Source organism: Streptomyces sp. NPDC090499, from assembly GCF_044769305.1.
Lineage (GTDB): Bacteria > Actinomycetota > Actinomycetes > Streptomycetales > Streptomycetaceae > Streptomyces.
The window spans coordinates 576,297-601,285 of record NZ_JBIVXP010000002.1; the positions used below are offsets into that span (position 1 = coordinate 576,297).

The 24,989-nt window shown below is 72.6% G+C and carries 19 protein-coding genes; 6 read left to right on the forward strand and 13 right to left on the reverse strand.

The genetic code is table 11. From position 1 onward, the window contains the following. Positions 1-22: 22 nt before the first annotated feature. Positions 23-574, reverse strand: a complete 552-nt coding sequence (locus tag ACIQVL_RS11010) for a DUF1697 domain-containing protein (protein ID WP_403475112.1) — start codon at positions 572-574, stop codon at positions 23-25. Positions 575-969: 395 nt separating this feature from the next. Here ACIQVL_RS11010 and ACIQVL_RS11015 point away from each other — a divergent pair, with 395 nt between their 5' ends. After that, positions 970-3,219, forward strand: coding sequence for an MMPL family transporter (locus ACIQVL_RS11015; RefSeq protein WP_403475113.1), 2,250 nt, complete (start codon positions 970-972; stop codon positions 3,217-3,219). A 79-nt stretch (positions 3,220-3,298) separates the two neighbouring features. Here ACIQVL_RS11015 and ACIQVL_RS11020 read toward each other — a convergent pair whose 3' ends face one another. Genes ACIQVL_RS11020 through ACIQVL_RS11030 form a run of 3 tightly spaced genes read right to left on the reverse strand, consistent with a single transcriptional unit; the run spans position 3,299 to position 6,275 of the window. Beyond that, positions 3,299-4,576 carry an ABC transporter substrate-binding protein gene (locus ACIQVL_RS11020; protein WP_403475114.1) on the reverse strand — a complete coding sequence of 426 codons (1,278 nt, stop codon included), beginning with the start codon at positions 4,574-4,576 and terminating at the stop codon, positions 3,299-3,301. Then, positions 4,576-5,409, reverse strand: a complete 834-nt coding sequence (locus ACIQVL_RS11025) for a carbohydrate ABC transporter permease (RefSeq protein WP_403430264.1) — start codon at positions 5,407-5,409, stop codon at positions 4,576-4,578. Before ACIQVL_RS11025 ends, ACIQVL_RS11020 begins: the two co-directional genes overlap by 1 nt. Next, on the reverse strand, positions 5,406-6,275 hold the full coding sequence (locus ACIQVL_RS11030) for a carbohydrate ABC transporter permease (RefSeq protein WP_403475115.1): 870 nt from the start codon (positions 6,273-6,275) through the stop codon (positions 5,406-5,408). Before ACIQVL_RS11030 ends, ACIQVL_RS11025 begins: the two co-directional genes overlap by 4 nt. Positions 6,276-6,496: 221 nt before the next feature. Here ACIQVL_RS11030 and ACIQVL_RS11035 point away from each other — a divergent pair, with 221 nt between their 5' ends. Next, entirely contained in the window at positions 6,497-7,360 is an 864-nt protein-coding gene (locus ACIQVL_RS11035) for a phosphotransferase (protein ID WP_403475116.1), read from the forward strand. Between the two features lie 116 nt (positions 7,361-7,476). Here the strand turns inward: ACIQVL_RS11035 and ACIQVL_RS11040 are convergent, their stop codons facing one another. The 4 genes from ACIQVL_RS11040 to ACIQVL_RS11055 all read right to left on the reverse strand — a co-directional run bounded on the left by ACIQVL_RS11040 (position 7,477) and on the right by ACIQVL_RS11055 (position 11,876). After that, positions 7,477-8,196: a 3'-5' exonuclease gene (locus ACIQVL_RS11040; RefSeq protein WP_403475117.1), complete on the reverse strand. Its 720-nt coding sequence runs from the start codon at positions 8,194-8,196 to the stop codon at positions 7,477-7,479. A gap of 115 nt (positions 8,197-8,311) precedes the next feature. Beyond that, entirely contained in the window at positions 8,312-9,553 is a 1,242-nt protein-coding gene (locus tag ACIQVL_RS11045; protein ID WP_403430270.1) for an SAV2148 family HEPN domain-containing protein, read from the reverse strand. 102 nt (positions 9,554-9,655) lie between these two features. After that, a complete protein-coding gene (locus ACIQVL_RS11050) occupies positions 9,656-10,996 on the reverse strand; it encodes a copper amine oxidase (protein ID WP_403430272.1) in 1,341 nt (446 codons plus the stop codon). Positions 10,997-11,060: 64 nt separating this feature from the next. Next, positions 11,061-11,876 carry a Tat pathway signal sequence domain protein gene (locus ACIQVL_RS11055; RefSeq protein WP_403475118.1) on the reverse strand — a complete coding sequence of 272 codons (816 nt, stop codon included), beginning with the start codon at positions 11,874-11,876 and terminating at the stop codon, positions 11,061-11,063. 196 nt (positions 11,877-12,072) lie between these two features. Between ACIQVL_RS11055 and glgX the strand changes: the two genes are divergently transcribed. The 3 genes from glgX to ACIQVL_RS11070 all read left to right on the forward strand — a co-directional run bounded on the left by glgX (position 12,073) and on the right by ACIQVL_RS11070 (position 18,290). Next, positions 12,073-14,181, forward strand: coding sequence for a glycogen debranching protein GlgX (gene glgX / locus ACIQVL_RS11060; RefSeq protein WP_403475119.1), 2,109 nt, complete (start codon positions 12,073-12,075; stop codon positions 14,179-14,181). Positions 14,182-14,341: 160 nt separating this feature from the next. Beyond that, the gene (gene treY, locus ACIQVL_RS11065) at positions 14,342-16,693 is read left to right on the forward strand and encodes a malto-oligosyltrehalose synthase (RefSeq protein WP_403475120.1); all 2,352 of its coding nucleotides are present in this window, start codon (positions 14,342-14,344) and stop codon (positions 16,691-16,693) included. Positions 16,694-17,030: 337 nt separating this feature from the next. Next, entirely contained in the window at positions 17,031-18,290 is a 1,260-nt protein-coding gene (locus ACIQVL_RS11070) for a M14 family zinc carboxypeptidase (RefSeq protein WP_403430278.1), read from the forward strand. 58 nt (positions 18,291-18,348) lie between these two features. Here ACIQVL_RS11070 and ACIQVL_RS11075 read toward each other — a convergent pair whose 3' ends face one another. The 3 genes from ACIQVL_RS11075 to ACIQVL_RS11085 all read right to left on the reverse strand — a co-directional run bounded on the left by ACIQVL_RS11075 (position 18,349) and on the right by ACIQVL_RS11085 (position 20,821). After that, positions 18,349-18,765 carry an SSI family serine proteinase inhibitor gene (locus ACIQVL_RS11075; RefSeq protein ID WP_403430280.1) on the reverse strand — a complete coding sequence of 139 codons (417 nt, stop codon included), beginning with the start codon at positions 18,763-18,765 and terminating at the stop codon, positions 18,349-18,351. Next, the gene (locus tag ACIQVL_RS11080; RefSeq protein WP_403475121.1) at positions 18,762-20,087 is read right to left on the reverse strand and encodes a M14 family zinc carboxypeptidase; all 1,326 of its coding nucleotides are present in this window, start codon (positions 20,085-20,087) and stop codon (positions 18,762-18,764) included. The genes ACIQVL_RS11075 and ACIQVL_RS11080 overlap by 4 nt, the downstream gene beginning before the upstream one ends. Positions 20,088-20,269: 182 nt before the next feature. Then, positions 20,270-20,821, reverse strand: a complete 552-nt coding sequence (locus tag ACIQVL_RS11085; protein ID WP_403430284.1) for an FHA domain-containing protein — start codon at positions 20,819-20,821, stop codon at positions 20,270-20,272. Between the two features lie 176 nt (positions 20,822-20,997). Between ACIQVL_RS11085 and treZ the strand changes: the two genes are divergently transcribed. Further along, on the forward strand, positions 20,998-22,743 hold the full coding sequence (gene treZ / locus ACIQVL_RS11090) for a malto-oligosyltrehalose trehalohydrolase (RefSeq protein ID WP_403475122.1): 1,746 nt from the start codon (positions 20,998-21,000) through the stop codon (positions 22,741-22,743). Between the two features lie 36 nt (positions 22,744-22,779). On the opposite strand, the gene ACIQVL_RS11095 is transcribed toward treZ, so the two are convergent. Beyond that, entirely contained in the window at positions 22,780-23,727 is a 948-nt protein-coding gene (locus ACIQVL_RS11095) for an aminoglycoside phosphotransferase family protein (RefSeq protein ID WP_403430288.1), read from the reverse strand. 63 nt (positions 23,728-23,790) lie between these two features. Then, positions 23,791-24,921: a M24 family metallopeptidase gene (locus ACIQVL_RS11100; RefSeq protein WP_403430290.1), complete on the reverse strand. Its 1,131-nt coding sequence runs from the start codon at positions 24,919-24,921 to the stop codon at positions 23,791-23,793. Positions 24,922-24,989: the final 68 nt, after the last annotated feature.

Genomic DNA, 24,989 nt, shown 5'->3' on the forward strand with positions numbered 1-24,989 from the left:
GCAGGGGCGCGGCGGCGGGCGGTCATGCCTCCGGGGCCGTCAGCTCCACCAGTTTGACCACGGTGTTCCAGTTCCGGGTGGTGGCGGTCAGCCCCTTGTGGATCCGGGGCCGGGACAGCGCCTCGGCGAGCTTGGAGCGGCCGAGGCCGTCCGGGGCGTACAGGTACAGGGCGCGGTCGCCGAGCCGGAACTCCTCGGGGAGGTGGGCGGCCGGGTCGATGTCGGCGTAGCGCTCCGCCTTGACCGGCGCGGAGAGGTACGTGACGTGCAGCTGCTTGGCCGCCAGTTCGGCGGCCGGGAACGGGCAGTCCGCCTCGACCGCCTTCAGGTAGGCGTGGTCGCGGACGAGCACGTCGACGGAGAAGCCGAACCGCTCCTCGATCGCCCCGGCCAGCTCGGCCGCCAGAGACTCGGCGTCCCCTCGGGCGGTGCTGAAGACGGCCTGTCCGCTCTGCAGGTAGGTCTGGACGGAGTCGTATCCCAGTCCGGTCATGAGCGCGCGCAGTTCGGCCATCGGGAGCTTCTTGTTGCCGCCCACGTTGATCCCGCGCAGCAGCGCCGCATACGTCGTCATTCGAACACCTTAGAACGGCCGTCGTGCCCCGTGGGGGATGGCACGACGGCCGTGCCGGGCATGCCGGGCTGCCCGAAACTCTGGCCGATCGGACCGGTCCGGATCAACTCCTACACGCACCTGTGACTTGTTCAACAAGGTTTCGCAATCACAAACGGGATCGGCGGCGTCGGAAGGGACGTCCCTGATCATCACCCCCGAGATGGGTGGATAGATGTAAGGGCCCGACATCCTCCCAGGCGACGAGAGACGGCCGCCGGACTTCACCGGGCAGCACGAGGAGTCGGTCTTATTCGGCCCATACCTTCGAATCGAACGAAGGAAGTCGTGAAGAGACCGTGGCGGCCGGGGCCGTCACCGCACACGAGGGGGGCATTCCCGTCATGGATCCCGTCATGGGGAACGGAGAGACGCGGGTGCGGGGGCTGGCCGCCCGGGCCGGCGGCTGGAGCGCCCGGCACCGCTGGGCCGCCGTCGGCATATGGGTGCTGTTCGTCGTCCTGGCCATGGGGCTCGGCTCGGCCGCGGGACGGGTCGACGTCGACGAGAGCGACCAGCTCAAGGGCGAGACCCACACCGCAGCGCAGATCATCGACGACGCGGGCATCAAGGAACCGGCGAGCGAGACGGTCCTGATCCAGGCCAAGGACCCGTCGGTCAAGGCCACGGACACCGCGTTCAAGTCCGCCGTCACGGACGTCGTGAAGGCCGTCGACGGCACCGGCAGGGTCACGGACGTCACCTCGCCGTACGTCACTGGGACGATCTCGAAGGACGGCCGCAGCGCGCTCGTCCAGTTCGACATGCGCGGCGACTCCGAGACCGCGGGCGACCGGGTGCAGCCGGTGCTGGACGCGGTGGCGGGGGTGCAGAAGGCGCACGGCACGCTGCGGATCGAGGAGATCGGCGGCGCCAGCATGAACAAGCAGTACGACGACGCCTTCGGCAAGGACTTCCAGCGGGCCGAGTACTCCGCCGTGCCGGTCGCCTTCGGCATCCTGCTGATCGCCTTCGGCGCGCTGGTGGCGGCCCTGCTGCCGGTAGGTCTGGCGGTCACCGCGATCATGGCGACGATGGGTCTGATGGGCCTGGTCAGCCATCTGCAGCCGATGAGCGACACCGCCAACTCCGTGATGCTGCTGGTCGGCATGGCGGTCGGCGTCGACTACTGCCTGTTCTACCTGCGCCGGGAGCGCGAGGAGCGGGAGGCCGGCCGGGGCGCGGACGCCGCGCTGCGGATCGCCGCCGCCACCAGCGGCCGGGCGATCATCGTCTCCGGTGTCACGGTGTGCGTGGCGATGGCGGGCATGCTCTTCACCGGCCTCGCCGAGTTCGAGGCGATGGGCCTGGCCTCCCTGATGGTCGTCGCGGTCGCCATGGTGGGCTCCGTGACCGTGCTGCCCGCGCTGCTCTCCCTGCTGGGCCACCGGGTGGAGAAGGGTCGTCTACCGTTCCTGCGCCGCCGCAGGCGGGCCCACGGGCCGTCCGAGAGCCGGTTCTGGACGGCCGTGCTGCGGGGCGTGCTCGCCAGGCCGCTGGTCTCCGTGCTCGTCGCGGTGGGCGCGCTGCTCGCGGTCGCCGCTCCCGCGCTGGGCATGAAGACCTCGCAGCTCACCCTGGACCAGGAGTTCGGCCACTCGCTGCCGATCGTGGGGACGTACGACCGGCTCAACCAGGCCTTCCCGGGCGGCTCCGAGCCCGCCGAGGTGGTCGTCAGGGCGAAGGACATCAACGCCCCCGAGGTCAGGCAGGCGCTGACCGACTTCAAGGAGCGGGCGATCAGCTCGGGCGCCTCGCGCGGCCCGGTCGACATCAAGCTGCACGACGCCCAGAACGTCGCCCTGGTCACCGTGCCGCTGGTCGGCGGCTCCGACCTGGACAAGGCCGGCCGGAGCCTGGAGAAGCTGCGCGACGAGGTACGGCCGGCCACGCTCGGCAAGGTCGACGGCGTGCAGGCGCCGATCACCGGGAACGTCGCGGGCAACCAGGACTTCAACGACCAGCTGCTCGGCTCGGTCGTGCCGGTCTTCGCCTTCGTGGTGGTCTTCGCCTTCCTCCTGATGCTGCTCTCCTTCCGCTCGCTGACGGTCGCGGTCACCTCGATCCTGCTCAACCTGCTCTCGGTGGGCGCCGCCTACGGCATCCTCGTCGCCGTCTTCCAGCACGGCTGGGGCGCCTCGCTGGTGGGCGCGGAGGGCGTCGGCGCGATCGTCACCTGGCTGCCGCTGTTCCTCTTCGTGATCCTGTTCGGCCTGTCCATGGACTACCACGTGTTCGTGGTCTCCCGGATCCGCGAGGCCCGGATGCGCGGCCGGTCCACCAGGGACGCGATCCAGCACGGCGTGGTCACCACGGCCGGGGTCGTCACCAGCGCCGCCGTCATCATGGTCGCCGTGTTCGCGATCTTCGGCACGCTGTCCATGCAGTCCATGAAGCAGATGGGTGTGGGCCTGGCGGCCGCGGTCCTCATCGACGCGACCGTCATCCGGGGCGTGCTGCTCCCGGCGGTGATGGCCCTGCTCGGCGAGCGCAACTGGTACCTGCCGAGCTGGCTGCGGTGGCTGCCCGACCTGACGCACGACGAGTCGCCGGAGGCGGTGGCGCCGCCGGCCGGCCGGGACGAGCAGGACCGGCTGCCGGTCTGAGCAGGGAGCACCGCCCTTTGACACAGGGTCCGTTGGTCTCCGGGGGAGTCAACGGGCCCTGTTCTGTGCCCATGAGAGGTCAGCGCTGGTAGCGGGCCAGCACCAGGTTGCCGTCCTTCTCCAGGCGGTGGCGGAGTTCGCCGAGGCCGATGGCGCCGCTGTAGTACTCCTGGAGGGCCGGGGTGGCCACCTTGTCCTTCCACTCGGGGTAGCCGCGGACCGTCTGGGCGGGGGCCGGGCTGAGGTGTTCGGCGAGGGCGGTGCCGGTGGCCCAGCCGTACTTCGCGGTGTGCAGGGCGGGGTCCTTGAGGGCCTGGGTGCCGGTGGGCAGCATCCAGTCGCCGAGGGCGAGCCGGACCATGTTCTCCGGCCGCAGCAGGAAGTCGATGAACGCGACGGCCTCCTTCTTGTGCGGGCTGTCCGCGGCGACGGACAGCGTCTGCGGGCTGACGCCCTGGGCGAGGCCGTCGGCGCCGGCCGGGGCGGGCAGCACCTCCCACTCGAAGCCCTTGGGTGCCTGCTGGACGATCTGCTGTCGGTAGGAGAAGCCGAGCGGGACCATCGCGTACTTCCCGCCGAAGAAGCCCGGCAGGGTGTCCGAACCTCCGCTGCCCAGGGTGGAGCCGGGCGCGCTGTGGTCGACGTTCACCTGGTCGTGGACCGTGCGCGGCACGACCTGGTCGGCGGCCCCGAACCGCACGGTCACCTTGCCGTCGGCGCCCCGGTGGAAGAGCTGTCCGCCCGCCGACAGCGACAGGTTGAGCGTGGCGGAGACGGGCTCCTTGAGCGGCCAGGCGACGCCGTACCTGCCGGCACCGCTGAGCTGCTCGGTGATCTGCCGGAACTCGGCCCAGGTCCAGGGGTGTTCGGGGGTGGGTATGCGCACGCCGGCCTGCGCGAGCCAGGTCCTGTTGGCGATCAGTACCCGTGGTTCCTGGAGGAAGGGCACGCCGTAGACGCCCTTGCCGAAGGTGGCGGTCTCCCAGCTCCGCTCCGGTATGTCGGACCTGAGGCGGGCGGACAGCAGTCCGGTCAGGTCGGCGAGGTAGCCGCCGTAGGCGAAGTCCGCGAGGTCGTCGGAGGCGTCGTGGATGATGTCTGGGGCCTCACCGCCCTCGAAGGAGGTGAGCAGCTGGTCGTGGACGCTGTCCCAACTGCCCTGGACGTACTCGACCTTGACGTCCCGGTGGGTGGCGTTCCACTCCTTCACCAGTTCCTTGTTGGCGGCGACCGACTCGTCCTGCCAGGCCAGGGACTGGAAGCGGAGGGTGACCGGGCCGCCGGTGCGGGTGGCGGAGGTGCAGCCCGCGAGCAGCAGAAGGAGGACGACGACGGCCGTGCCGATCCTGGAGCGCATCAGCTCTTCACCGCCCCGGCGAGCATCCCGCCCGTGATCCGCCGCTGGACGAGCGCGAAGACGACCAGCGAGGGCAGGGTGGCGAGGAAGGCGGCCGCCGCCAGCGGGCCCAGGTCGGCCACGCCCTCCGCGCCGATGAAGTGGGTGAGCACGACCGGCAGGGTCTGTTTCTCTGGTGTCTTCAGCAGTACCAGTGCGAAGAAGAACTCGTTCCACGCGGTGACGAAGGCGAACAGCCCCGTCGCCACGATCCCCGGCGCCAGCAGCGGTGCCGTCACCGACACCAGCGTCCGCAGCCGCCCGGCCCCGTCGACGGCCGCCGCCTCCTCCAGTTCGACGGGTACCGCGCGGACGAATCCGACGAGCATCCACAGGGCGAACGGCAGCGCCCACACCACGTACACCAGTACCAGCCCGGACAGGGAGTCGATCAGCCGCAGGTTCTTCAGCACCAGGAACAGCGGGATGATCACCAGGACGAACGGGAAGGCCTGGCTGACCACCACCCACCCGGTGGCCGCCCGGGACAGCGCGCTGCGGCGCCGGGCCATGACGTATGCCATCGGGGTCGCCAGCACGACGGCGATCAGCGCGGCGCCGAGCGCGGCGAGCAGGGAGTTGAGACCGGCGCGCAGCAGGGGCTGCTCGTCGAAGGCCTGGCGGAAGTTGGCCAGGGTGGGGTGCCGGGGGATCCAGGTCGGGTGCAGACTGCCCAGCTCCTGCGGGGACTTGAAGGCGGTGGAGAGCAGCCACAGGAGCGGGAAGGCCAGGAAGACGAGGTAGGCCAGCAGGGCCGCGTACTGGCCGGCGCGGGCTGCGGTACGGGTCTTCACGCGTCCTCGCCTCCCCGCAGGCGTCCCGTCAGGAAGACGGCGAGCAGCACCGCGATCACCGCGACCATCACACAGCCCATCGCCGCCGCGTACCCGAACTGGCCGTAGCGGAAGGCCTCTTCGTAGGCGAAGAGCATCGGCAGCCGGGTCTTGCCGCCGGGGCCGCCGTTGGTCAGGACGTAGACCAGGGCGAAGGAGTTGAAGTTCCAGATCAGGTTGAGTGCGGTGACGGCCAGCGCGATCGGTCTAAGGGCGGGCCAGGTGACCGTGCGGAAGCGGCGCCAGGCGCCGGCGCCGTCCACGGCCGCCGCCTCGTGCAGTTCGCGCGGGGTGTTCTGGAGTCCCGCGAGCAGGGCGACGGTGGTCTGCGGCATCCCGGCCCAGACGCCGACGACGATCACGGCGGGCAGGGCGGTGCCGAGGCCGCTCAGCCAGTCCCGGCCGTCGCCGAGGCCGAGGTCGTGCAGGGTCTCGTTGAGGACGCCCGCGTCGGGGTTGTAGACCAGCCGCCAGATGATGCCGACGACGACCTCGGGCATCGCCCACGGCACGATCGCCAGGGCGCGGGCCAGCCGGCGCAGCCGTAACTCCTGGTTGAGGAGGAGGGCGAGGCCGAGGGCGAGCAGGAACTGGGGCACGGTCACGCCGACGGCCCAGACCAGGCCGATCCGGAACGACTCCCAGAAGAGCGTGTCGTGCAGCAGGTCCCGGAAGTTGAGGCCACCGGTCCACCGGGTCGCCGCGGTCCGGCCGGACTGGGCGTCGGTGAACGCCAGCAGGATCCCGTAGAGCAGCGGGCCGACGCTCAGCACGAGGATCGGGATCACGGCGGGCAGGACCAGGAACCAGGCGCCGCGGTCGGTCATGCGTAAGGCGGCGGGTCGCCGCGGGTCCGCCGCGTCAGTCGCCAATGCCACGTCATCCCCCTCTGCGCGGCCCGGTCGGGCCTGGTCATGGTCGTGAAGGCAGGTGGTCTCGTCAAGGCACCGCGCACCCGGTCCGACCTCCGTGGATGCGAGACTGGCCGGCGGATGGCGAGAAGACGACGCCGTGTGCACACGCACAGCGGCGGACACGGAGGCAGGCGATGGACGAGGCAAGGGCGCGGGACGTACTGGCCGCGGCGGATGTACTGCCCGGCGGGGCGGCCGGCGCGGCGCTCCTGGCCCTGGGGGAGAACGCGGTGTTCACCGCCGGCGACCTGGTGGTGAAGGTCGGCCGGGACGCCGAACTCCTCGACCGGGCCCGACGGGAGCTGGAGATCGCCGGCTGGCTGGCGGAGGCGGACGTGCCGGCCGTGCGGGCCGCCGAGCCGAAGGCGCTGCTCGTCGAGGGCCACCCGGTGACCCTGTGGCACCGGCTGCCGGATGCGGTACGCCCGGCCGAGCCGCAGGATCTGGCCGAACTGCTCCGGATCGTGCACGCGCTGCCCGCACCCCCCTTCCCCTTGCCGCCCCGCGAGCTGCTGGGCGGTGTGGAGCGCTGGCTGCGGCTGGCCGGCGACGCGGTCGACCCCGCCGACGCGGCGTACCTGCGGGAGCGCCGGGACGGCTTCGCGACGGCCGCGGCCGCGCTGACGCCCCACCTGACGCCGGGGCCGATCCACGGGGACGCGCTCCCCCGCAACGTGCACGTCGGCCCGCACGGCCCGGTCCTGGTCGACCTGGAGACCTTCTCCTCCGACCTGCGCGAGCACGACCTGGTGGTGATGGCCCTCTCCCGCGACCGCTACGGGATGCCACCCGAGGCCTACGACTCGTTCACCGAGGCCTACGGCTGGGACGTGCGCGCGTGGGAGGGGTGCGGCGTGCTCCGCGGCGCCCGGGAGACGGCCAGCTGCGCCTGGGTCGCCCAGCACGCCCCGAGCAACCCGAAGGCCCTGACGGAATTCGAACGCCGGGTGGCATCACTACGAGAGGGCGACGAGTCGGTGCGGTGGTATCCCTTCTGACCGCACAACCGGGCCCCGTCAGGGGCGCTGGGGGTACCGCCGGCCGAAGGCTGGGGGAGGAACTGCGCGACCAGCCACGACGAAGCCGCAGACGACCGACAACGCACCCGGCACGCTCAGACCACGTCGGCCAGCTCCCGCAGGGGCCACGCCCCGTCGACCACCGCGTCGGCCTCCCCCTTGCGCCGCAAGAACTGCTGGAAATCCGCCGCCCACTCCGCGTACCACTCCACCTGCCGCCGGTGCAGCTCCGCCGGACCCAGCACCGCGATCTTCGGGTACCGCTCGGCTATCGCACCGGCCAGCCGCGCCGCGGCGAGCGCGTCGGCCGAGGCGTTGTGGGCCGTGGCGAGGGTGATGCCGTACTCGGCGCAGACCGCCTCCAGGTTCCGCTTGCCGCGGCGGTAGCGGTCCACCCAGCGGTCGATGGTGTACGGGTCGACGACCGGCGCCGGGTCGAGGCCGCCGAGGCGGTCGGAGAGGGACGGGAGTCCGTGCCGGCGCAGCTCCGCCGAGAGCAGGGTGAGGTCGAAGGTCGCGTTGTAGGCGACGACCGGGACGCCCGTCTTCCAGTACCCGGTGAGGACGTCCGCGAGGACGTCGGCGACCTGGTCGGCCGGTCTGCCCTCGGCCGCCGCCCGCTCGTTGCTGATGCCGTGCACCGCGACGGCGTCGGCCGGGATCTCCACGCCCGGATCCGCCAGCCACTCGCGGCGGCCCAGCTCCTGCCCGGCCCTGACCTCGATCACGGCCCCCGTGACGATCCGTGATTCGCGCGGATCCGTGCCCGTCGTCTCCAGGTCGAAGCCGATCAGGAGCTCCTGGTGCCAGCCCATGGGCGGCCCCCCTTCTTGGTGGTGCTTTCCCCCAGTGGTCTCCACCCTCGCATGCCCCACTGACAATCAGAGGACCGCGTTCCGCTTACCGGCGTGGCACCGCCGCACGCATGCGTCAGGACACCGGGCGCGAATCCGCCCAAGCCGTCTCGAACTCCTCGCGGTATGTCGGGAAGAGGCCCGTCTCCATGACGTCGTCCGACTTGACCACCTTGCTGCCGTTGCGGAGCACCAGCACCGGTGACTCCATCCCGCGCGCCCCGCGCAGATAGGACTGGATGATCCCGACGCCGTCGGCGCCGTCACCGTCGACCAGGTACGCGGAGAAGCGGGGGGTGTCGTCGTACACCTGGATCTCGAAGGCGCCCGGGTCGCGCAGTCGGGACCGGACCCGGCGCATGTGGAGGATGTTCATCTCGACCGAGCGGGCCAGTTCGCCCCGTTTCATCCCGAGTTCGCGCTCGCGGCGCTTGACCGCGCTGGAGGCGGGGTTGAGGAAGAGGAGGCGGACCCGGCAGCCGGTCTCGGCGAGCCGGACCAGGCGGCGGCCGGAGAAGTTCTGCACGAGCAGGTTCAGGCCGATACCGATGGCGTCCAGGCGGCGGGCACCGCCGAAGAGGTCCTCGGCCGGGAACTGGCGCATGAGGCGGACCCGGTCGGGGTGGACGGCGACGACGTCCGCGTAGCGGTCGCCGACCAGGTCCTCCACCGCGTCCACCGGGAGCCGGCGCGCCGAGGGCACGTCACCGCCCGCGCCGAGCATCTCCAGGAGCCGGGCGGAGGCGCGTTCGGCCTGGTCGAGGACGGCCCCGGACAGCGCCCGGTTGCGGGAGACGACGTTGCGGGTCACCTCCAGCTCGTCCAGGGCGAGTTCGACGTCCCGGCGCTCGTCGAAGTACGGCTCGAAGCACGGCCAGTGCTGCACCATCAGCTCGCGCAGCTGGGGCAGGGTGAGGAAGCTGAGCACGTTGTCGTCGGCGGGGTCGAGCAGGTACCCCTTGCGGCGGCTGACCTCGCGGACCGCGACCGCCCGCTGGACCCACTCCTGGCCGGCCGGACCGGCCGCGGCGACCACCCACTCGTCGCCGTGGACGGGTTCGTAGATGGGCCGCAGCACGGCGGCCACGACCGTGCGCATCCGCTGCTCGACGAGGTTCAGCCAGATGTAGGCCCGGCCGGCCCGCTGGGCGCGCGTACGCACCTCCAGCCAGGCGTCGGCGTCCCACTCCAGCTCCGGTCCGATGGAGCCCGTGGCGTCCATCGGCCGGGCCAGGGACACCGCGCCGGGCGGGACGTCTGTGGAGTTCCCCTCGTGACCCTCGTCACCAGGGGGCAGCTCCAGGCCTCCCGAGCCCACCCGTGCACCGCCTTCCGCTCCCCCGAGCTCTCCCTGTGCCAACGATCAAGGAAGGGTACTCCGGGAGTGGTCGGCGGTGCAGCCGGATGGACAGGTCGTTTCTCAACTACCGTTTCCGGGCTGTCCGTTCTGATCAGCAAGGGCTGCCGGAGTGAGCGGATTCATAGCGGTGACGTCCCGCGGGGCGATGGCGAAGCCCTGCCAGTGGACCGGCATCGGCTGCTGGTCCTCGTCGCGCGCGATGTGGTGGAAACCGACGTTCACCCAGACCACGGGGTTGGTGAGGGTCTGCCCGTTGACGAACTTGTCGACGGTCTTGGGGTGTCCGGTCGCGCAGCCCGGGTTGTTGCTGGCGAACAGCTCGCACTTGTCGTACTGGGTGAAGTACACGTCGTGCGAAGTGAAGGGGTGGCCCGGGTACTTGGTGCTGGCGCCCTGGACGATCTCGTACGAGCGCGGGTGCCCGTCCTTGTTCTTGCCGGCCGTGCTGACCACCCGCCACCAGCGCATGTTCTTGGCGTCACCGGCGAGTTCCTTGGTGACGTCGGTGCGGGTGGTCTTGTTGGTGGGCGCCTCCTGGCCGTGCGTGGGCGCGCTGACCGCCGAGTCGTACTGTTCGACGCGGCTCTTGGAGGAGCCGTCCAGGTCGAAGTCCAGCTTCCAGAAGACGTTGTGGGCGTGGCTGGTGGCGTAGGCGTGTGCGCCCTTGCCGATCGGCCAGCCGCGGCCGTCCCCGGCGTCGTAGTCACCCGGCGAGAGACTGCCGGTGGCGCCGACGTTCATGTTGATCGTGCCGTCGTCCTGGAACCGCCACTCGGTCATGTACTCGTACCAGCCGACCTTGTTGACGGTGTAGACCAGCAGGTCCTTGCCCTGCTGCTGGTACACCCGGTTGCCGGTGTCGGCCTGCATCCGGTACGCGTGGCCGCGCGAACGGGTGGTGGTGCACAGGCCGTTGACGTTCGGGTGGGCCGGGTCCCAGGCCTCGGGGACCTTGACGGTCTTGATGGTGCCGCCGGGGCACTCGGCCGAGTCGAGCGGTACCAGGCCCTGGGCGAAGCCGAAGCCGGTCAGGTCGTCGTACTCGACGCTGCCGTCGTCGTAGGGGACGTCGATCTGGGCGAGGCGGGCGCTGGAGAGGACCTTGATGGGGGCCGACTCGCCCTTGGGCTGGTAGGAGATGTGCTCCAGGACCAGTCCGGCCTTGCTGTCGTAGCGCCAGCACATCCGCCAGGTGGTACCGGTGGAGAGCTTCTGCTCGATGCGGTAGGCGGCCGAGCAGTCGGCGGCGGGCGCGGCGGCCTGCTTGGGCTGGGCGACGGCGGGTCCGGCCGCGGTGGTGGCGCCGGCAGCCAGCGCGACCGCGGACAGGCCCACCGCGGCCGTCCTGCGGGCGTGGCGGATTCTGGGCGCGCGCGTGCTCGCGCGCAGGTTCACGTGCATGACGAAGTGACTCCTGGTACGGGAGATGCAGGGTGAGAGGTGAAAGGCGGACGGAGGGGCCGGCTCAGCGGCCGAGCTTCACGACCTTGCGCGCGCTCAGGTCGACGATGAGCGACCTGGCGTCGATCCACGGCCCGTTCTTCACCTTGGGGAAGAGCCGCACGCAGCGGTGTTCGCCGCACGCGTCGAGGGCGGCCGGCTGGGCGCCCGGAGTGGCGCGGTAGACCGCGCTGTTGAGCAGCAGCTGCTGTTCCGGGTCGGTCAGCGCGGTGCCGGTGGCGTCCTTGAAGTCCGCCTTCAGTCCGGCGCCGAGCGGGTCGGCGACCAGCACCTTGAGCGCCTCGACGTTCTCGTCGTGGCTGAGCGGCGGCTGGACGCCCTTGCTGCTGGTGGTGTGCTCGACCTTGCCGGTGTCGAGGTTGACGGTCCGGGTGACGAGGGTGTCGTCCCGGTAGTCGTAGAACGTCACGTCCGCGCGGCGCGGCGCGTCCGAGCTGTCCAGTTCGTTCGCGTCCGGCTCGGCGAGATCGACGCTGAGCCGCTCCGGGCCGCGCCGGCCCTCGACGTTCTCCCCGGCACCGAACATCTGCTTGGTCAGAGCGAGTTGTTCGACACGCCTGGTCTCGTCGTCGGTCAGCGGGTCGCTGCCCGTGCCCTTCTTCCCCTCGGCGGGAGCCTGTTCCACCACGCCCGGCTTGACGGCGTCCTGCCCCTGGCCCCCCTGCTGCGCGGCCACTGCCGCGTTCCCGTCGCTCCCTCCCGACTCGTTCGCCCCTGCCGTGCCCGGCAGGGTGATCCCGACCATCACGGCGGTCCCCGCCACCGCCAGTCCCGCACCGGCCACCACCTTGCCCAGATGGCGGTGCACTATCTTGCGCACATCTTCCCCCTACTCCCCCTTGGTCACAGGGAGTACGTGATTGCCCCACTGGTTCGGCACACGTCGCCACACGGGCCGCTGTGTGCACTGGTCGCCGGGTAAGAGGGGTGTAAGTCACATGGGGTTCCACGACTTTCGGGCAGACTCATGACCAAGGCGCCCCCGGGCGCAGGACACACCTGGAAGAGTCGACTTCATGCAGGTCTGGCCTGGAGAGGCATATCCGCTCGGCGCCACGTACGACGGCGCCGGGACCAACTTCGCGGTCTTCACCGAGGCCGCGGACCGAGTGGAGCTGTGTCTGCTGCACGACGACGGCTCCGAGACCGCGGTGGAACTGCGGGAGAGCGACGCCTTCGTCCGGCACGCCTACCTGCCCGGCGTGATGCCGGGGCAGCGGTACGGCTTCCGGGTGCACGGCCCGTACGACCCCGGGCGCGGACAGCGCTGCAACTCGGCGAAGCTGCTGCTCGACCCGTACGCGAAGGCGGTCAGCGGGTCGGTGCACTGGGGCGAGGAGGTGTACGGCTACCACTTCGGCGACCCCGACAAGCGCAACGACCTGGACTCCGCGCCGCACACCATGACGTCGGTGGTGATCAACCCGTACTTCGACTGGGGCGACGACCGCCGGCCGCGCACCGAGTACCACCACACCGTGATCTACGAGGCCCACGTGAAGGGCCTCACCATGCGCCACCCGGGCCTGCCGGAGGAGCTGCGCGGCACCTACGCGGGCCTGGCCCACCCGGCCGTCATCGACCACCTGACGGCGCTGGGCGTCACGGCCCTGGAGCTGATGCCGGTCCACCAGTTCGTGAACGACCACCGGCTGGTCGACATGGACCTGAACAACTACTGGGGCTACAACACCATCGGCTTCTTCGCCCCGCACAACGCGTACGCCTCCTGGGGCGACCGCGGCCAGCAGGTCCTGGAGTTCAAGTCGGCGGTGCGGGCGCTGCACGAGGCCGGGATCGAGGTGATCCTCGACGTGGTCTACAACCACACCGCCGAGGGCAACCACCTGGGCCCGACGCTTTCCTTCCGGGGCCTGGACAACCAGTCGTACTACCGCCTGACCGACGACCCGCGCTACTACATGGACACCACCGGCACCGGCAACTCGCTGCTGATGCGGTCCCCGCACGTGCTCCAGATGATCATGGACTCGCTGCGGTACTGGGTCACCGAGATGCACGTCGACGGCTTCCGCTTCGACCTCGCGGCGACCCTGGCGAGGCAGTTCCACGAGGTGGACCGGCTTTCGTCGTTCTTCGACCTGGTGCAGCAGGACCCGGTCGTCTCCCAGGTGAAGCTGATCGCCGAGCCGTGGGACGTGGGCGAGGGCGGCTACCAGGTGGGCAACTTCCCGCCGCTGTGGACCGAGTGGAACGGCAAGTACCGGGACACCGTGCGCGACCTGTGGCGCGGCGAGCCGCGCGCACTGGCGGAGTTCGCGTCCCGGCTGACCGGTTCCTCCGACCTCTACCAGGACGACGGCCGCCGCCCGTTGGCCTCCATCAACTTCGTCACCTGCCACGACGGCTTCACCCTGCACGACCTCGTCTCGTACAACGACAAGCACAACCAGGCCAACGGCGAGGACAACCGGGACGGCGAGAGCCACAACCGGTCCTGGAACTGCGGGGTCGAGGGACACACCGACGACCCCTCGGTCCTCGAACTGCGCGAGCGGCAGATGCGCAACTTCATCGCCACGCTGATGCTGTCCCAGGGCGTGCCGATGCTCGGCCACGGCGACGAGTTCGCGCGCACCCAGCAGGGCAACAACAACGCGTACTGCCAGGACAACGAGGTGTCCTGGGTGGACTGGCCGGGTGCCGACGACGACAGCGGGCTGCTGGCCTTCACGCGTGCGATGGCACGGCTGCGCAAGGAGCACCCGGTCTTCCGGCGCCGGCGTTTCTTCCACGGCCGCCCGGTGGAGGGCACCCACGACGAGCTCTCCGACATCGCCTGGTTCACCCCCGAGGGCCACGAGATGGTCCAGCGGGACTGGGACTCGGCCCAGGCGTCGGCCCTCACGGTCTTCCTCAACGGCAACGCGATCTCGGAACCGGACACACGGGGCCAGCGGATCGCCGACGACTCCTTCCTGCTGATGTTCAACGCGTCGCCGGAGCCGCTGGACTTCGTGGTGCCGGTGAATCACGGCCGGCAGTGGGAGGTGGTGGTCGACACGGCACAGGCGGAGCCGGTGCCGCCCGGGGTGAAGGTGGACGGGGGCGAACGTCTGACGCTGGTGGGCCGGAGCCTGACCGTTCTGAAGCGGCCGGCGTAGGGATGCGCACTCCGTCAGGCCGTTGTACGGGTGCGGGCCGGTGGGGGCTGGTCGCGCAGTTCCTCCCCCAGCCTTCGGCCGGGGGTACCCCCAGCGCCCCTTCAGGGCGCGTACCGCACCCGGTGACACAGAAGCCGACCAGACGGGTACATACGTCCGCATGACAGCCGCGCGAAGCACCCCCACCGTCCCGACGGCCACCTACCGACTCCAGCTCCAGCCTGGCTTCCCCTTCTCGGCAGCTTCCTCGGCGGTGCCGTACCTGGCCTCGCTCGGTGTCTCCCACCTCCACCTCTCCCCCGTCCTGGAGGCCGTCCCGGGCTCCACGCACGGCTACGACGTCGTGGACCACGCGCGCGTGCGCGAGGAACTCGGCGGCGAGGAAGGGCTGCGGGCGCTGTCGCGCACCGCGCGGGAGCACGGCCTCGGCCTCGTCGCCGACATCGTGCCGAACCACATGGCGATGTCCCCCCGGCACAACCACGCCCTGTGGGAGGTGCTCCGGGAGGGCCCGAAGTCGCCGTACGCGCGCTGGTTCGACATCGACTGGGAGGCGCAGGGCGGGCAGCTGCTGGTGCCGGTGCTGGGCGGGCCGGTCGGCGAGGTGCTCGGGCAGCTGACGGTCGACGGGGACGTGCTGCGCTATCACGAGCACGCCTTCCCGCTCCGCGACGGCACCGCGGACCTGCCGCTGCCGGAGCTGCTGGACGCCCAGTGGTACCGCCCGGTGTGGTGGCGGCTGGCCCGCACCGAGCTGAACTACCGGCGGTTCTTCAGCATCTCGGAGCTGATCGGGGTGCGGGTGGAGGACCCGGAGGTGTTCGAGGCCACCCACGGCAAGATCCTCCAGCTGCTGCACGAGGGCGTGCTGGACGGGCTGCGCGTCGACCATCCCGACGGCCTCGCCGACCCCGACGGCTACCTCGCACGGCTGCACGAGGCGACCGGCGGGCGCTGGACGGTCGTGGAGAAGATCCTGGCCGACGGCGAGCACCTGCCGGCCGGCTGGGCGGTCGCGGGGACCACCGGGTACGACGCCCTGCGGCACGTGGACGGCCTGTTCACGGATGCCGCGGGCGCCGGTGAACTGCTCGACGGGTACCGCGGGTTCGCGGCCCCGCAGACGGACCGCGGCGGCGACTGGGCGGCCACCGTGCGGCGGGCGGCGTACAAGGTGATCACGCACGACCTGGCGGCCGAGACGGACCGGCTGACGCGGGCGGCCACGCGCGTGTGCGCGACGTCGCCGGATCCCGCGTTGCGCGACCGGGCGCCCTGGGCGCTGCGCACCGCGCTGCAGGAGCTGCTGGTGCGGATGCGGGTGTACCGGCCGTACGCCTCCGGCGACGTGGCCGCCGTGGTCACCGCGGAGGCCGCCGAGGAGGCCCGGCGGGCCTTCGTGGTGCCCGCGGAGGGCGGGGCGGTGGACGTGGTGCGCGGGCTGCTCCTGGCGGGGAACGGGCCGGGGACCGCGGAGTTCCGGACCCGGTTCGCGCAGACCGCGTCGGCGCTGCGGGCCAAGTCCGTGGAGGACACGGCGTTCTACCGCTATGTGCCGCTGCTGTCGGCGACCGAGGTGGGCGGGGACCCGGGCAGCCCCGGCGTCTCCCCCGACGCCTTCCACGCCTACTGCGCGCGCGTGCAGCGCGACTGGCCGCTCACCGGGACGGTGGTGACGACGCACGACACCAAGCGCAGCGCCGACGTGCGGGCCGCGCTCGCGGTGCTGACGGAGTGCCCGGAGCGCTGGGCGGAGGTGCTGGCCGAGGTGACCCGGGACGACGAGGGGGTGCCGGACGCGCAGCTGGCCTGGGCGGCCTGGCAGACGGTGTTCGGGCTCGGCCCGGCGGATCCGGAGCGGGTCCGCGGGGCGCTGGTGAAGCACGTACGGGAGGCGGGCCTGTACACGAGCTGGACGGAGCAGGAGCCGCCGTACGAGGAGGCGGTGGTCTCGTTCGTCGCGGCGGGGCCGTGCGGGGCGCCGGGAGAGCGCGTGGGGGCCTTCCGGGCCGCGCTGGCGCCGCACGTCCGGGCGAACGTGCTGGGGACGGCCCTGGTGCACCTGACGATGCCGGGGGTGCCGGACGTCTACCAGGGCACGGAGGGCGAGTACCGGGCGCTGGTGGACCCGGACAACCGGCGGCCGGCCGCCTTCCCGCCGGAACACCCGGGCGAGAAGGACGCGGTGACGGCGGCGGCGCTGCGGCTGCGGGCCCGGCGCCCGGACGTCTTCGGCGGCACGGCGACGTACACGCCGCTGACCGCCGAGGGGCCGGCCGCGGAGTACTGCCTGGCGTTCGCGCGCTCCGGGGAGGTGGTCACGGCGGTGACCCGGCTGTCGCTGCGGCTGGCCGACGCGGGCGGCTGGCGGGACACGGTCCTGCCGCTGCCGCCGGGGCGGTGGGCCGACGCGCTGGCGCCGGGGCGGGAGTTCACGGGGCACGCGCGCGTGGGCGAGCTCTTCGCGGGGCTGCCGGTGGCGCTGCTGGAGCGGGTGGGAGACGAGGACTGACGGGACTGACGGGGCCGACAGGGCCGACAGGGCCGACAGGGCCGACAACGACTGGCCGGAACTGGCGGGAGCCGGTACCAGAATTCACTCGTACGAGTGAATATGTGGCTGATCCGTCGGTTTGCTGAAACTTGCCGGGCGCCGACCGCGTCGGTTATCGGCGCGCGGAGCCGTTCCGCGCCCCGTAGTGGCTTCGCACTCCTGTCGGCGCCAACAGCCCCACCGGCCGACGGCGCATGCCTCTGGGCGCCCCCTGGAGCCTCCCCCGGGAGGTTCTTGACAGTTCACCTATGCCGTGCGGGACTGGGGAATGCGAAGCCGGGCGGACAAGTCGGGGGTGAGTCTCCTGCCGGAGCTGCGTTACCCCAGTGTTCCCGAACTCGTCGCCACCGCCCGGGCGCTGGCCGCGCACCGGCCCGGCCTGTGCACGTTGCGGCAGATCGGCGTCTCCCGCGCGGGCAGACCGCTGCACCTGCTGTCCGTCGGACACGCCCGGCGGGCGGTCCTGGTGGTCGCGGGTGCGCATGCCAACGAGCCGACCGGGGGCGGCACCCTCCAGGCACTGGCCGAACGGGTGCTGCACGAGCGGAAGCTGCGGGCGGAGAACTCCTGGCACTTCCTGCTCTGCGCGGACCCGGACGGGGCGAGCCTGCACGTCACCCCGGCCCCGCGCAGCCTGTTCGACTACCACCTCGGCTTCTACCGGCCGGCCGGCCCGGAGCAGCCGGAGTGGTCGCCGTCGGTGCTGCCGCCGGACCGGCTGCCGCCCGAGACCCGGGCGCTGCTCGGGGTGATCGACGAACTGCGCCCCTACCTCCAGGTGACCCTGCACGGCACCGATCTGGGCGGCAGCTGGGTGCAGCTGACGAGGGACGTGCCGGGGCTCGCCGAACCGTTCGCCAAGTCCGCGGCGGAGCTGCACATCCCGGTGGAGACGGGCGCCTCGGACGCCGCGGGCTGGCCGCACTCCGGGCCCGGGGTGCGGGTGATGCCGGGTCCGGAGACGGGGGTGGCGTACCCGAGCATGCCGGACGACGCACGGCACAGCACCTGGTACCACGCGCACCGCTACGGCGGTCTCACCGCGGTGGTCGAGGTGCCGATGTGGGCGAGCGACCTGGTCGACGACCCGGCGCCGCACCCGGCGGCCGCGGCGGCGATGCGGCGGCTGGCGCTCCGGCTGCTGCGGGACTCACGGGAGGTGGAGCGGGTGCTGGCCGAGGCGCTGCCCAGGCTGGACGGCCTGGGCCGCCTGGACGGGCCGCTGCTGCGGGCCGCCCGGTGGGCGCTGGGGCTGATCCCCGGGCTGGCCGAGGACTGGATCCAGCGGCCGCCGGTCGACACCACGATGGCGTACGTCGGCAGCGTGGACGCCTTCGGGCGGCGGCTGCCGTTGCGGGCCGCGTCGATGCTGCTGCGGGTGCTGCGGGAGGCGGACGACCGCGCGGCACCGCGGCTGGAGGCGCTGGTGGCCTCCTGGTGCGAGGCCTACGGCGAGCGCTTCCAGGCCCGCTGGGTGCCGCTGGAGCGCCAGGTGGAGCATCAGTCCAGGACGGTGCTGGCGGCCGCGCAGCACGCGCGTGAGCAGGCGGCGTGAGGCCCGGCGGGGGCCCGCTTCCGGGGCCTGGTCCGGGGGCCGCACGCCGCCCTCGGGCTCAGTCGTCGAGGGCGAAGACCGGACCGGTCCGGGCCGCCAGCTGGCAGGAGTTCGGGAACGTCTCGCGGTACTCGATCGGCCTGCCGTTCCACTGCCCGCGCGCCTGGGCGGTCACCGGGGCGTAGACCATCGGGCACATCGCGTCCTTGGCCGGGGTGATGCGGGCGATGTCACCGCCCGTCGCGGCCAGTTCGGCACAGGCCTCGGCCGCGCGCGAGTACCCCTGGGGCGGGTCGCAGAGCAGGACGGTGCCGTGCGCGTCGCCGGACTGGTCCTCGCCCTGGGTGACGGTCAGGTACAGGTAGTCGCCGCCGTGCGTCGCGGCCGGCACGGCCCGGGCCGGTCCGGCGGCGAGGAGGGCGGCCGCGGCCAGCAGGGCACCGCAGGCCGCTGTCGCTTTGCTGAGATGTGTCATTCCCCGTGCATCGGCACGGCGGGCTCGGTTCCCCAGTCCGGCTCACCCGATCGGGCAGGCACGCGCGCGTGGCGGCGTGCCAGTTCGAAGGCGCTCAGGACCATCCGTGTCTGGTACTCGGCCTGGCGTGCGACCGGGATCCAGCGTGCGCCGAGGGCGTCGTGGAAGTCCGCGCACCAGGTGTCGATCAGCTGGTCCAGGTCGGGCAGGGCGGCGGCCGGGTCGTGGCCGGTGCTGCGCAGGAGCTGGTGCAGCATCCCGGCGGTGCGCAGGGCCAGCCGGCGCCCGGCGATGCGCAGGGCGGCCAGGTGGGCGGAGCTGAGCGGGGGCAGTGGGCGGGCGCTGCCGGCGTCCGTGTCGGGGTCCCAGGCGTCGGCGAGGCCGGGGCGGACCAGCAGGTAGTCGTCGACCGGCGCGAGCAGCCGGGCAGCGTCCGGCGCCGCGTACAGCTGCGGCCGGACCCGGGCCAGGACGCCGTCCAGGAGCTCCGTGTCGCGCCGCAGGGTCCGGCTGACCGAGCGCAGCGCCGCGTCCCGGTCGGCGGGCGGTGTGCCGTCCTGGACGGCGGCCACGCCCCACATGGGCGCCTCGACGATGGCGGTGACGGTGCCGTGCCGGTAGGGGTGGAACCAGGTGGACTCGACGGCGGCCTCGGTGATGGCGGCCGCCCGGTCGCCCCGGCGCGGCGGCGGGACGCGGTAGACGGCCGGGCCCAGGGTGGGCCAGTACAGGGTGTCGTAGGCGCCGAGTTCGCGGGGGATGCCGAGCCGGGTCGCGGTGTGCGCGAGGCGCCGGTCCAGGCCCGGCAGCTCACGGGTCAGCTCGACGAAGCCGCCGCCGACGTCGACGCCGTGCAGCGAGCACTGGAGGAAGGGCCGCAGCTCGTCCTGGAGGCCGAGCAGGGCCCGGGTCTCGGGCAGCGCGGCGGCGGCCGCCCCGTCGGGCAGCCATTCGGGCTGCTCCAGGAAGCCGGGCCGGAAGAAGTTCCGGAAGTAGTGGCCGAGGGTGTACGGCCCGGCCAGCCAGCCCTCGTTGCGCCGTGCGCCGTCGGGGTCCAGGCACAGCAGCAGGTTCCAGGTGACGTCGGCGTCCTCGGTGAGCCTCGGGTCGGTGAGGACGCGGTCGGCGAGGCGCAGCACGGTGGCGCCGCCGACGGGTTCGTTGGCGTGCGGGCCTGCGACGACGAGGACGTGCCGGGCGCCGTGACCGATGGAAAGCAGCCACATCGGGGTGCCGGCGCGGGAGGTCCCGGCCCGGCGCAGCCGGGCGTCCCGGGGGCGGTCGGCGACCAGTGCGGCCGCCCGCGCGGCGAGCTCGTCCACGGACGGGTAGCGGAGGAGGGGCGGCAGGTCACACCTCCACAGAGCGGCGCCGTCGATTCACATGGCGTGCATGGTTCACGCACAGTCAGTCACGACTTGGGGGGTACGTCAACACCGCGACGGACAAACACTTTTCGGCCATCGTGCGGGACACGGCCAGGTGGCGGCGGACGGCCCGGGGTTCAGTCGCTCGCGAGGCGGAACGCCATCCGGCCGAACGCGACCTGGTCGCCCTCGCGGACGACGGCGGCACCGGTCACCCGGCGGCCGTTCACGGTCGTGCCGTTGGTGGAGCCGAGGTCCCTGAGGATCCACAGGCCGCCCTGGCGGCGGAGTTCGGCATGCACCCGGGAGACCGTCTCGTGGTTGAGCCGCAGCCCGTTGGCGGGGTCGCGGCCGATGCGCAGCGGATGGCCGCCCGCCGGGTGCGGCAGCAGCAGCTTGGGCAGCCGCTCGGCCTGCCAGGCCCGGCGCAGCCGTACGGTGAAGCCGGAGACGGCCTCGACGGTACCGAAGAGCACGCGCGCGAAGCGGCTCTCCTGCGGCAGGTCGGCGGTGAGCGCCGCGAGTTCGTCGGAGCGGCGGGCGGCGAGTGCCAGCTCCATGCGGCGCACGAACGTGTCGTGCGACAGCCGTCCCATGGCGACGCCGTCGCGCAGCACGCTCAGCGCCTTGTCGCGCTCCGCGTCGGACAGCCGCGCGGGGTACGTGTGGAACTCGAAGGACGACGTCACGCTGCCGATTCTGGGTCAGTGAACCCCGGGTGTCCAGAAAACGGGGAAACGGCCGTCACGCGCGCGTACGGACGGCGACACCCGTTCCGCAAAGCCGGGATTCAAAGCGGATTGATCTCTTTTCACGGCACGATGGACGCACTACCTCACGATGAGCCAGACGAAGGGGACCGTCCGTGCAGTTCGAGGTGTGGGCACCGCAGGCAGACCGTGTGACGCTCCATTGCGGCGGCGACACGCGCGCGTTGGGGCGCGACCCGCAGCGGCCCGGCTGGTGGACCGGGGAGGCGGACGCCGAGGACGGCACCCGCTACGGGTTCGCCCTGGACGACGGCCCGGTGCTGCCCGACCCGCGCTCGCGCCGCCAGCCGGACGGCCCTGACGGGCCGAGCGCGGTCGTCGACCACGAGCGCCACGAGTGGCGAGCCGCCTGGCCGGGGCGCGCGCTGCCCGGCGCGGTCCTCTACGAGCTGCACGTGGGCACGTACACCCCCGAGGGCACCCTGGACGCGGCCGCCGACCGCCTCGGCCACCTGCGGGAACTGGGCGTCACGCACGTGGAGTTGATGCCGTTGTGCCCGTTCCCCGGCCGGCACGGCTGGGGGTACGAGGGCGTCTCGCTGTGGGCGGTGCACGAGCCGTACGGCGGCCCCGCATCGCTGAAACGCTTTGTCGACCGCGCCCATGAGCTCGGCCTGGGTGTCGTCCTGGACGTCGTGCACAACCACCTCGGCCCGTCCGGCAACTACCTGCCCGCGTTCGGGCCCTACTTCACGGACGCGCACCAGACGCCCTGGGGCTCCGCCGTGAACCTGGACGCGCCCGGGTCGGACGAGGTGCGCGGGTACCTGCTGGGCAGCGCGCTGGCCTGGCTGCGGGACTACCGGATCGACGGGCTGCGCCTTGACGCGGTGCACACGTTGCGCGACACGCGCGCGTGCCACTTCCTGGAGGAGCTGTCGGCGGCGGTGGCCGGCCTGGCGGCCGAGTCGGGGCGGCCGCTGTTCCTGGTCGGCGAGTCCGACCTGAACGACCCGCGGGTCATCACCCCGCGCGCGGAGCACGGGTTCGGCCTGGACGCGCAGTGGAACGACGACTTCCACCACGCCCTGCACGCCGCGCTGACCGGCGAGTCCCAGGGCTACTACGCCGACTTCGCCCGCGCCCCGTTCGCCGCCCTCGCCAAGACGCTCACCGGGGGCTACTTCCACGACGGCACGTACTCCAGCTTCCGTGGCCGCAGGCACGGCCGCCCGCTGGACCGGGCGCGGGTGGCCGGGCACCGGCTGCTCGGCTACACCCAGACCCACGACCAGGTCGGCAACCGGGCCCAGGGCGACCGGCTTTCGGCGTCCCTCTCCCCCGGCCTGCTGGCCTGCGCCGCCACGCTGAGCCTGACCGCGCCCTTCACGCCGATGCTGTTCATGGGCGAGGAGTGGGCGGCCGGCACCCCCTGGCAGTTCTTCACCGACCACACCGACCCGGACCTCGCGGAGGCCGTACGACGCGGCAGGCGGCGGGAGTTCGCGGCGCACGGGTGGGCCGAGGAGGACGTACCGGACCCGCAGGACCCGGCGACCCGGGACCGCTCCTGCCTGGACTGGTCGGAGCCGGAGCGCGAGCCGCACGCGCGCGTGCTGGCCTGGTACCGCCGGCTGCTGGCGCTGCGCCGCGAGCAGCCGGACCTGACCGATCCCGATCTCGCCGACACCAAGGTGGCGTACGACGAGGCGGCCCGCTGGCTGGCGTTCCGGCGCGGGGACGTGCGGGTGGCGGTGAACCTGGGCAAGGAGCCGGCCGAGATCCCGCTCGGCACCGGGCGGGTGGAGGTCCTGGCCGCGTGGGACACCGTGGCGGCACCGGACCCGGACGGGGTGCTGCGGGTGCCGGGCGAGTCGTGCGTGGTGCTCACCCAGGCCTGACCCCGGCCCGGTCCGGGCCCGGCTCCGGGCGTGCCGCTACAGCTCCTCGTCGTCCTCGGTCTCCTCGCGCAGCTCCGTCACCCGCTCCAGCAGGATCGTCTCCCAGGCGCGCCGCAGTTGGGTGCGCAGCAGCGGCAGGGGGCTGTCGTCGCGGCCTTCGAGGCGGTCGGCGAGGCGGACGACGGTGTCGCAGCGGGCCAGCCACAGACCGCGCAGACAGGGGCGGGCACCGTAACCGGCGAGGGTCGCCGCGCGGACGGCGGCGCCGGAGCCGACCGCGAGGGCGAGCCCCGCGATGTCCTCGGCGGGGTCGCCGACCGCCGCGTCGGTCCAGTCGAGGACGCCGCGCACCCTGCCGTCGGCGCTGACCACCAGGTGCTCGCCCTTGAGGTCGTGGTGGACCAGCACGGCGGTACCGGGCTGGGCGGCGAGCTGTGCGGCGCCCGGCGGGGTCAGCTGGAGCAGCCGGGAGGCGTCGAACTCGTCGGCGGCGGCGAGCCGTTCGGCGGCGGGCACCGCCATCCTGCGCAGCGCCTCCAGGGAGCGCGGCGGGGTGCGCGGCACGCCGAGCGTCTCGGCCTGCCGTACCGGCACCTCGCGGAGCCCGGTGAGCAGCCCGGCCAGGTCCGCCTCGCCCACCGCGGAGACGTCGTGCTCCTCGGCCGTACCCCCGGGGATCACGGTGTCCAGCGTGTACGTCAGCCCCGGCGCCCACTCGCCGTGCGCCACGCCGGCCGGGACCGCCACCGGCAGGTGCGGCCGCATCAGGTCGCGCAGCCGCAGTTCGCGGCGCCGGCGGACGGAGGCGTCGCGGTCGGGGGCGAGGCGCAGCACGTGCCGGGTGCCGACCCACCAGGTGGAGTGTGCGCCGCCCTGCGCGACGGGCCGCACCTCGGGGACCGAGGCGCCGTCGGCGTTCTCCTTGAGCAGCGAACGGACCAGTTTGCGGACGGTGTCCGCGGTGGGAGTCGGTGCCTGGGTCATGGATCGCGCCGTTGCCGTTCGGGATGGGGTAGGGGCGGGCGGATGGGTCCGGGGCCGGGTCGGTCAGCCCACGACGACCATCTCGCGGGTGGTGTTGTTGAAACGACGGCCGCCCTCCGCGGTCACCGTGACGATGTCCTCGATCCGCACGCCGAAGCGGCCGGGCAGATAGATGCCGGGCTCCACGGAGAAGCACATCCCGGACACCAGCGGCTGCTCCTCGCCCTCGATCATGTACGGCGGCTCGTGCGTGGTGACGCCGATGCCGTGGCCGGTGCGGTGGATGAAGAACTCGCCGTACCCGGCGTCGGTGATGACCGCGCGGGCGGCCCGGTCGACCTCCTGGCAGGCGGCACCGGGGCGTACCGCCCGGAAGCCGGCCTCCTGGGCGGCGCGCACGATGTCGTGCACCTCGCGCTCCTCGGCGGACGGCGGGCCCACGTGCACGGTGCGGGTGGTGTCGGAGCCGTAGCCGTCCTTGAGGCCGCCGAAGTCGAGGACGACCATGTCGCCGTCCTGGATCACCCGGTCGCCGACCTCGTGGTGCGGGTTGGCGCCGTTGGGTCCTGAGCCGACGATGGTGAAGTCGACCTGTTCGTGGCCGAAGCGGCGCAGCAGGTCGGCGAGGTCGTGGCCGACGTCGGACTCGCGGCGGCCGGCGAAGGGGACCTTGCGGATCTCCTCGAACGCCGAATCCGCAGCCGCTCCGGCGGCGGCGAGGAGTTCGAGTTCGGCCGCGTCCTTCACGGCACGGAGCATGGGGAGCGCATCGGTGAGGGAGGCGTAGGAGGTGTCGGGCAGTGTCCGCTGCAGGCCCAGCAGGTGCATGGCCCAGGCGTTGTCGCTGACACCGAACCGGCCGGTCCCGTCGAGCAGGTCGGCGGTCACGGCGTAGGGGTCCGTGCCGTCGGTCCAGTCCCGCAGGGACAGCACGGCCGCCGCGTCGGCCTTCTCGGCGTCGGGGGCCTCCAGGGTGGGGACGATCAGCACGGGGTCCCGGCCGGGGGCCAGCACGAGGAGGGTGAGCCGCTCCGTGACCGCGGTGGGGGTGTATCCGGTGAGCCACACCATGTCGGGTCCGGGGGCGATCAGGAGGCCGGCGAGTCCGGCGCCCGCCGCGGTGTGCGCCGCGCTCGCCATGCGGGACCTGTAGTCGGCGGCGGTGAAGGGGGCGGGCCTGTTGCTGCCGGCCATTCAGGCCTCCTGACGGCGGTGAGGTGGGTGTACGGGGCCTCGGGGAGCATCCTGCCGGGTGTGGCGGG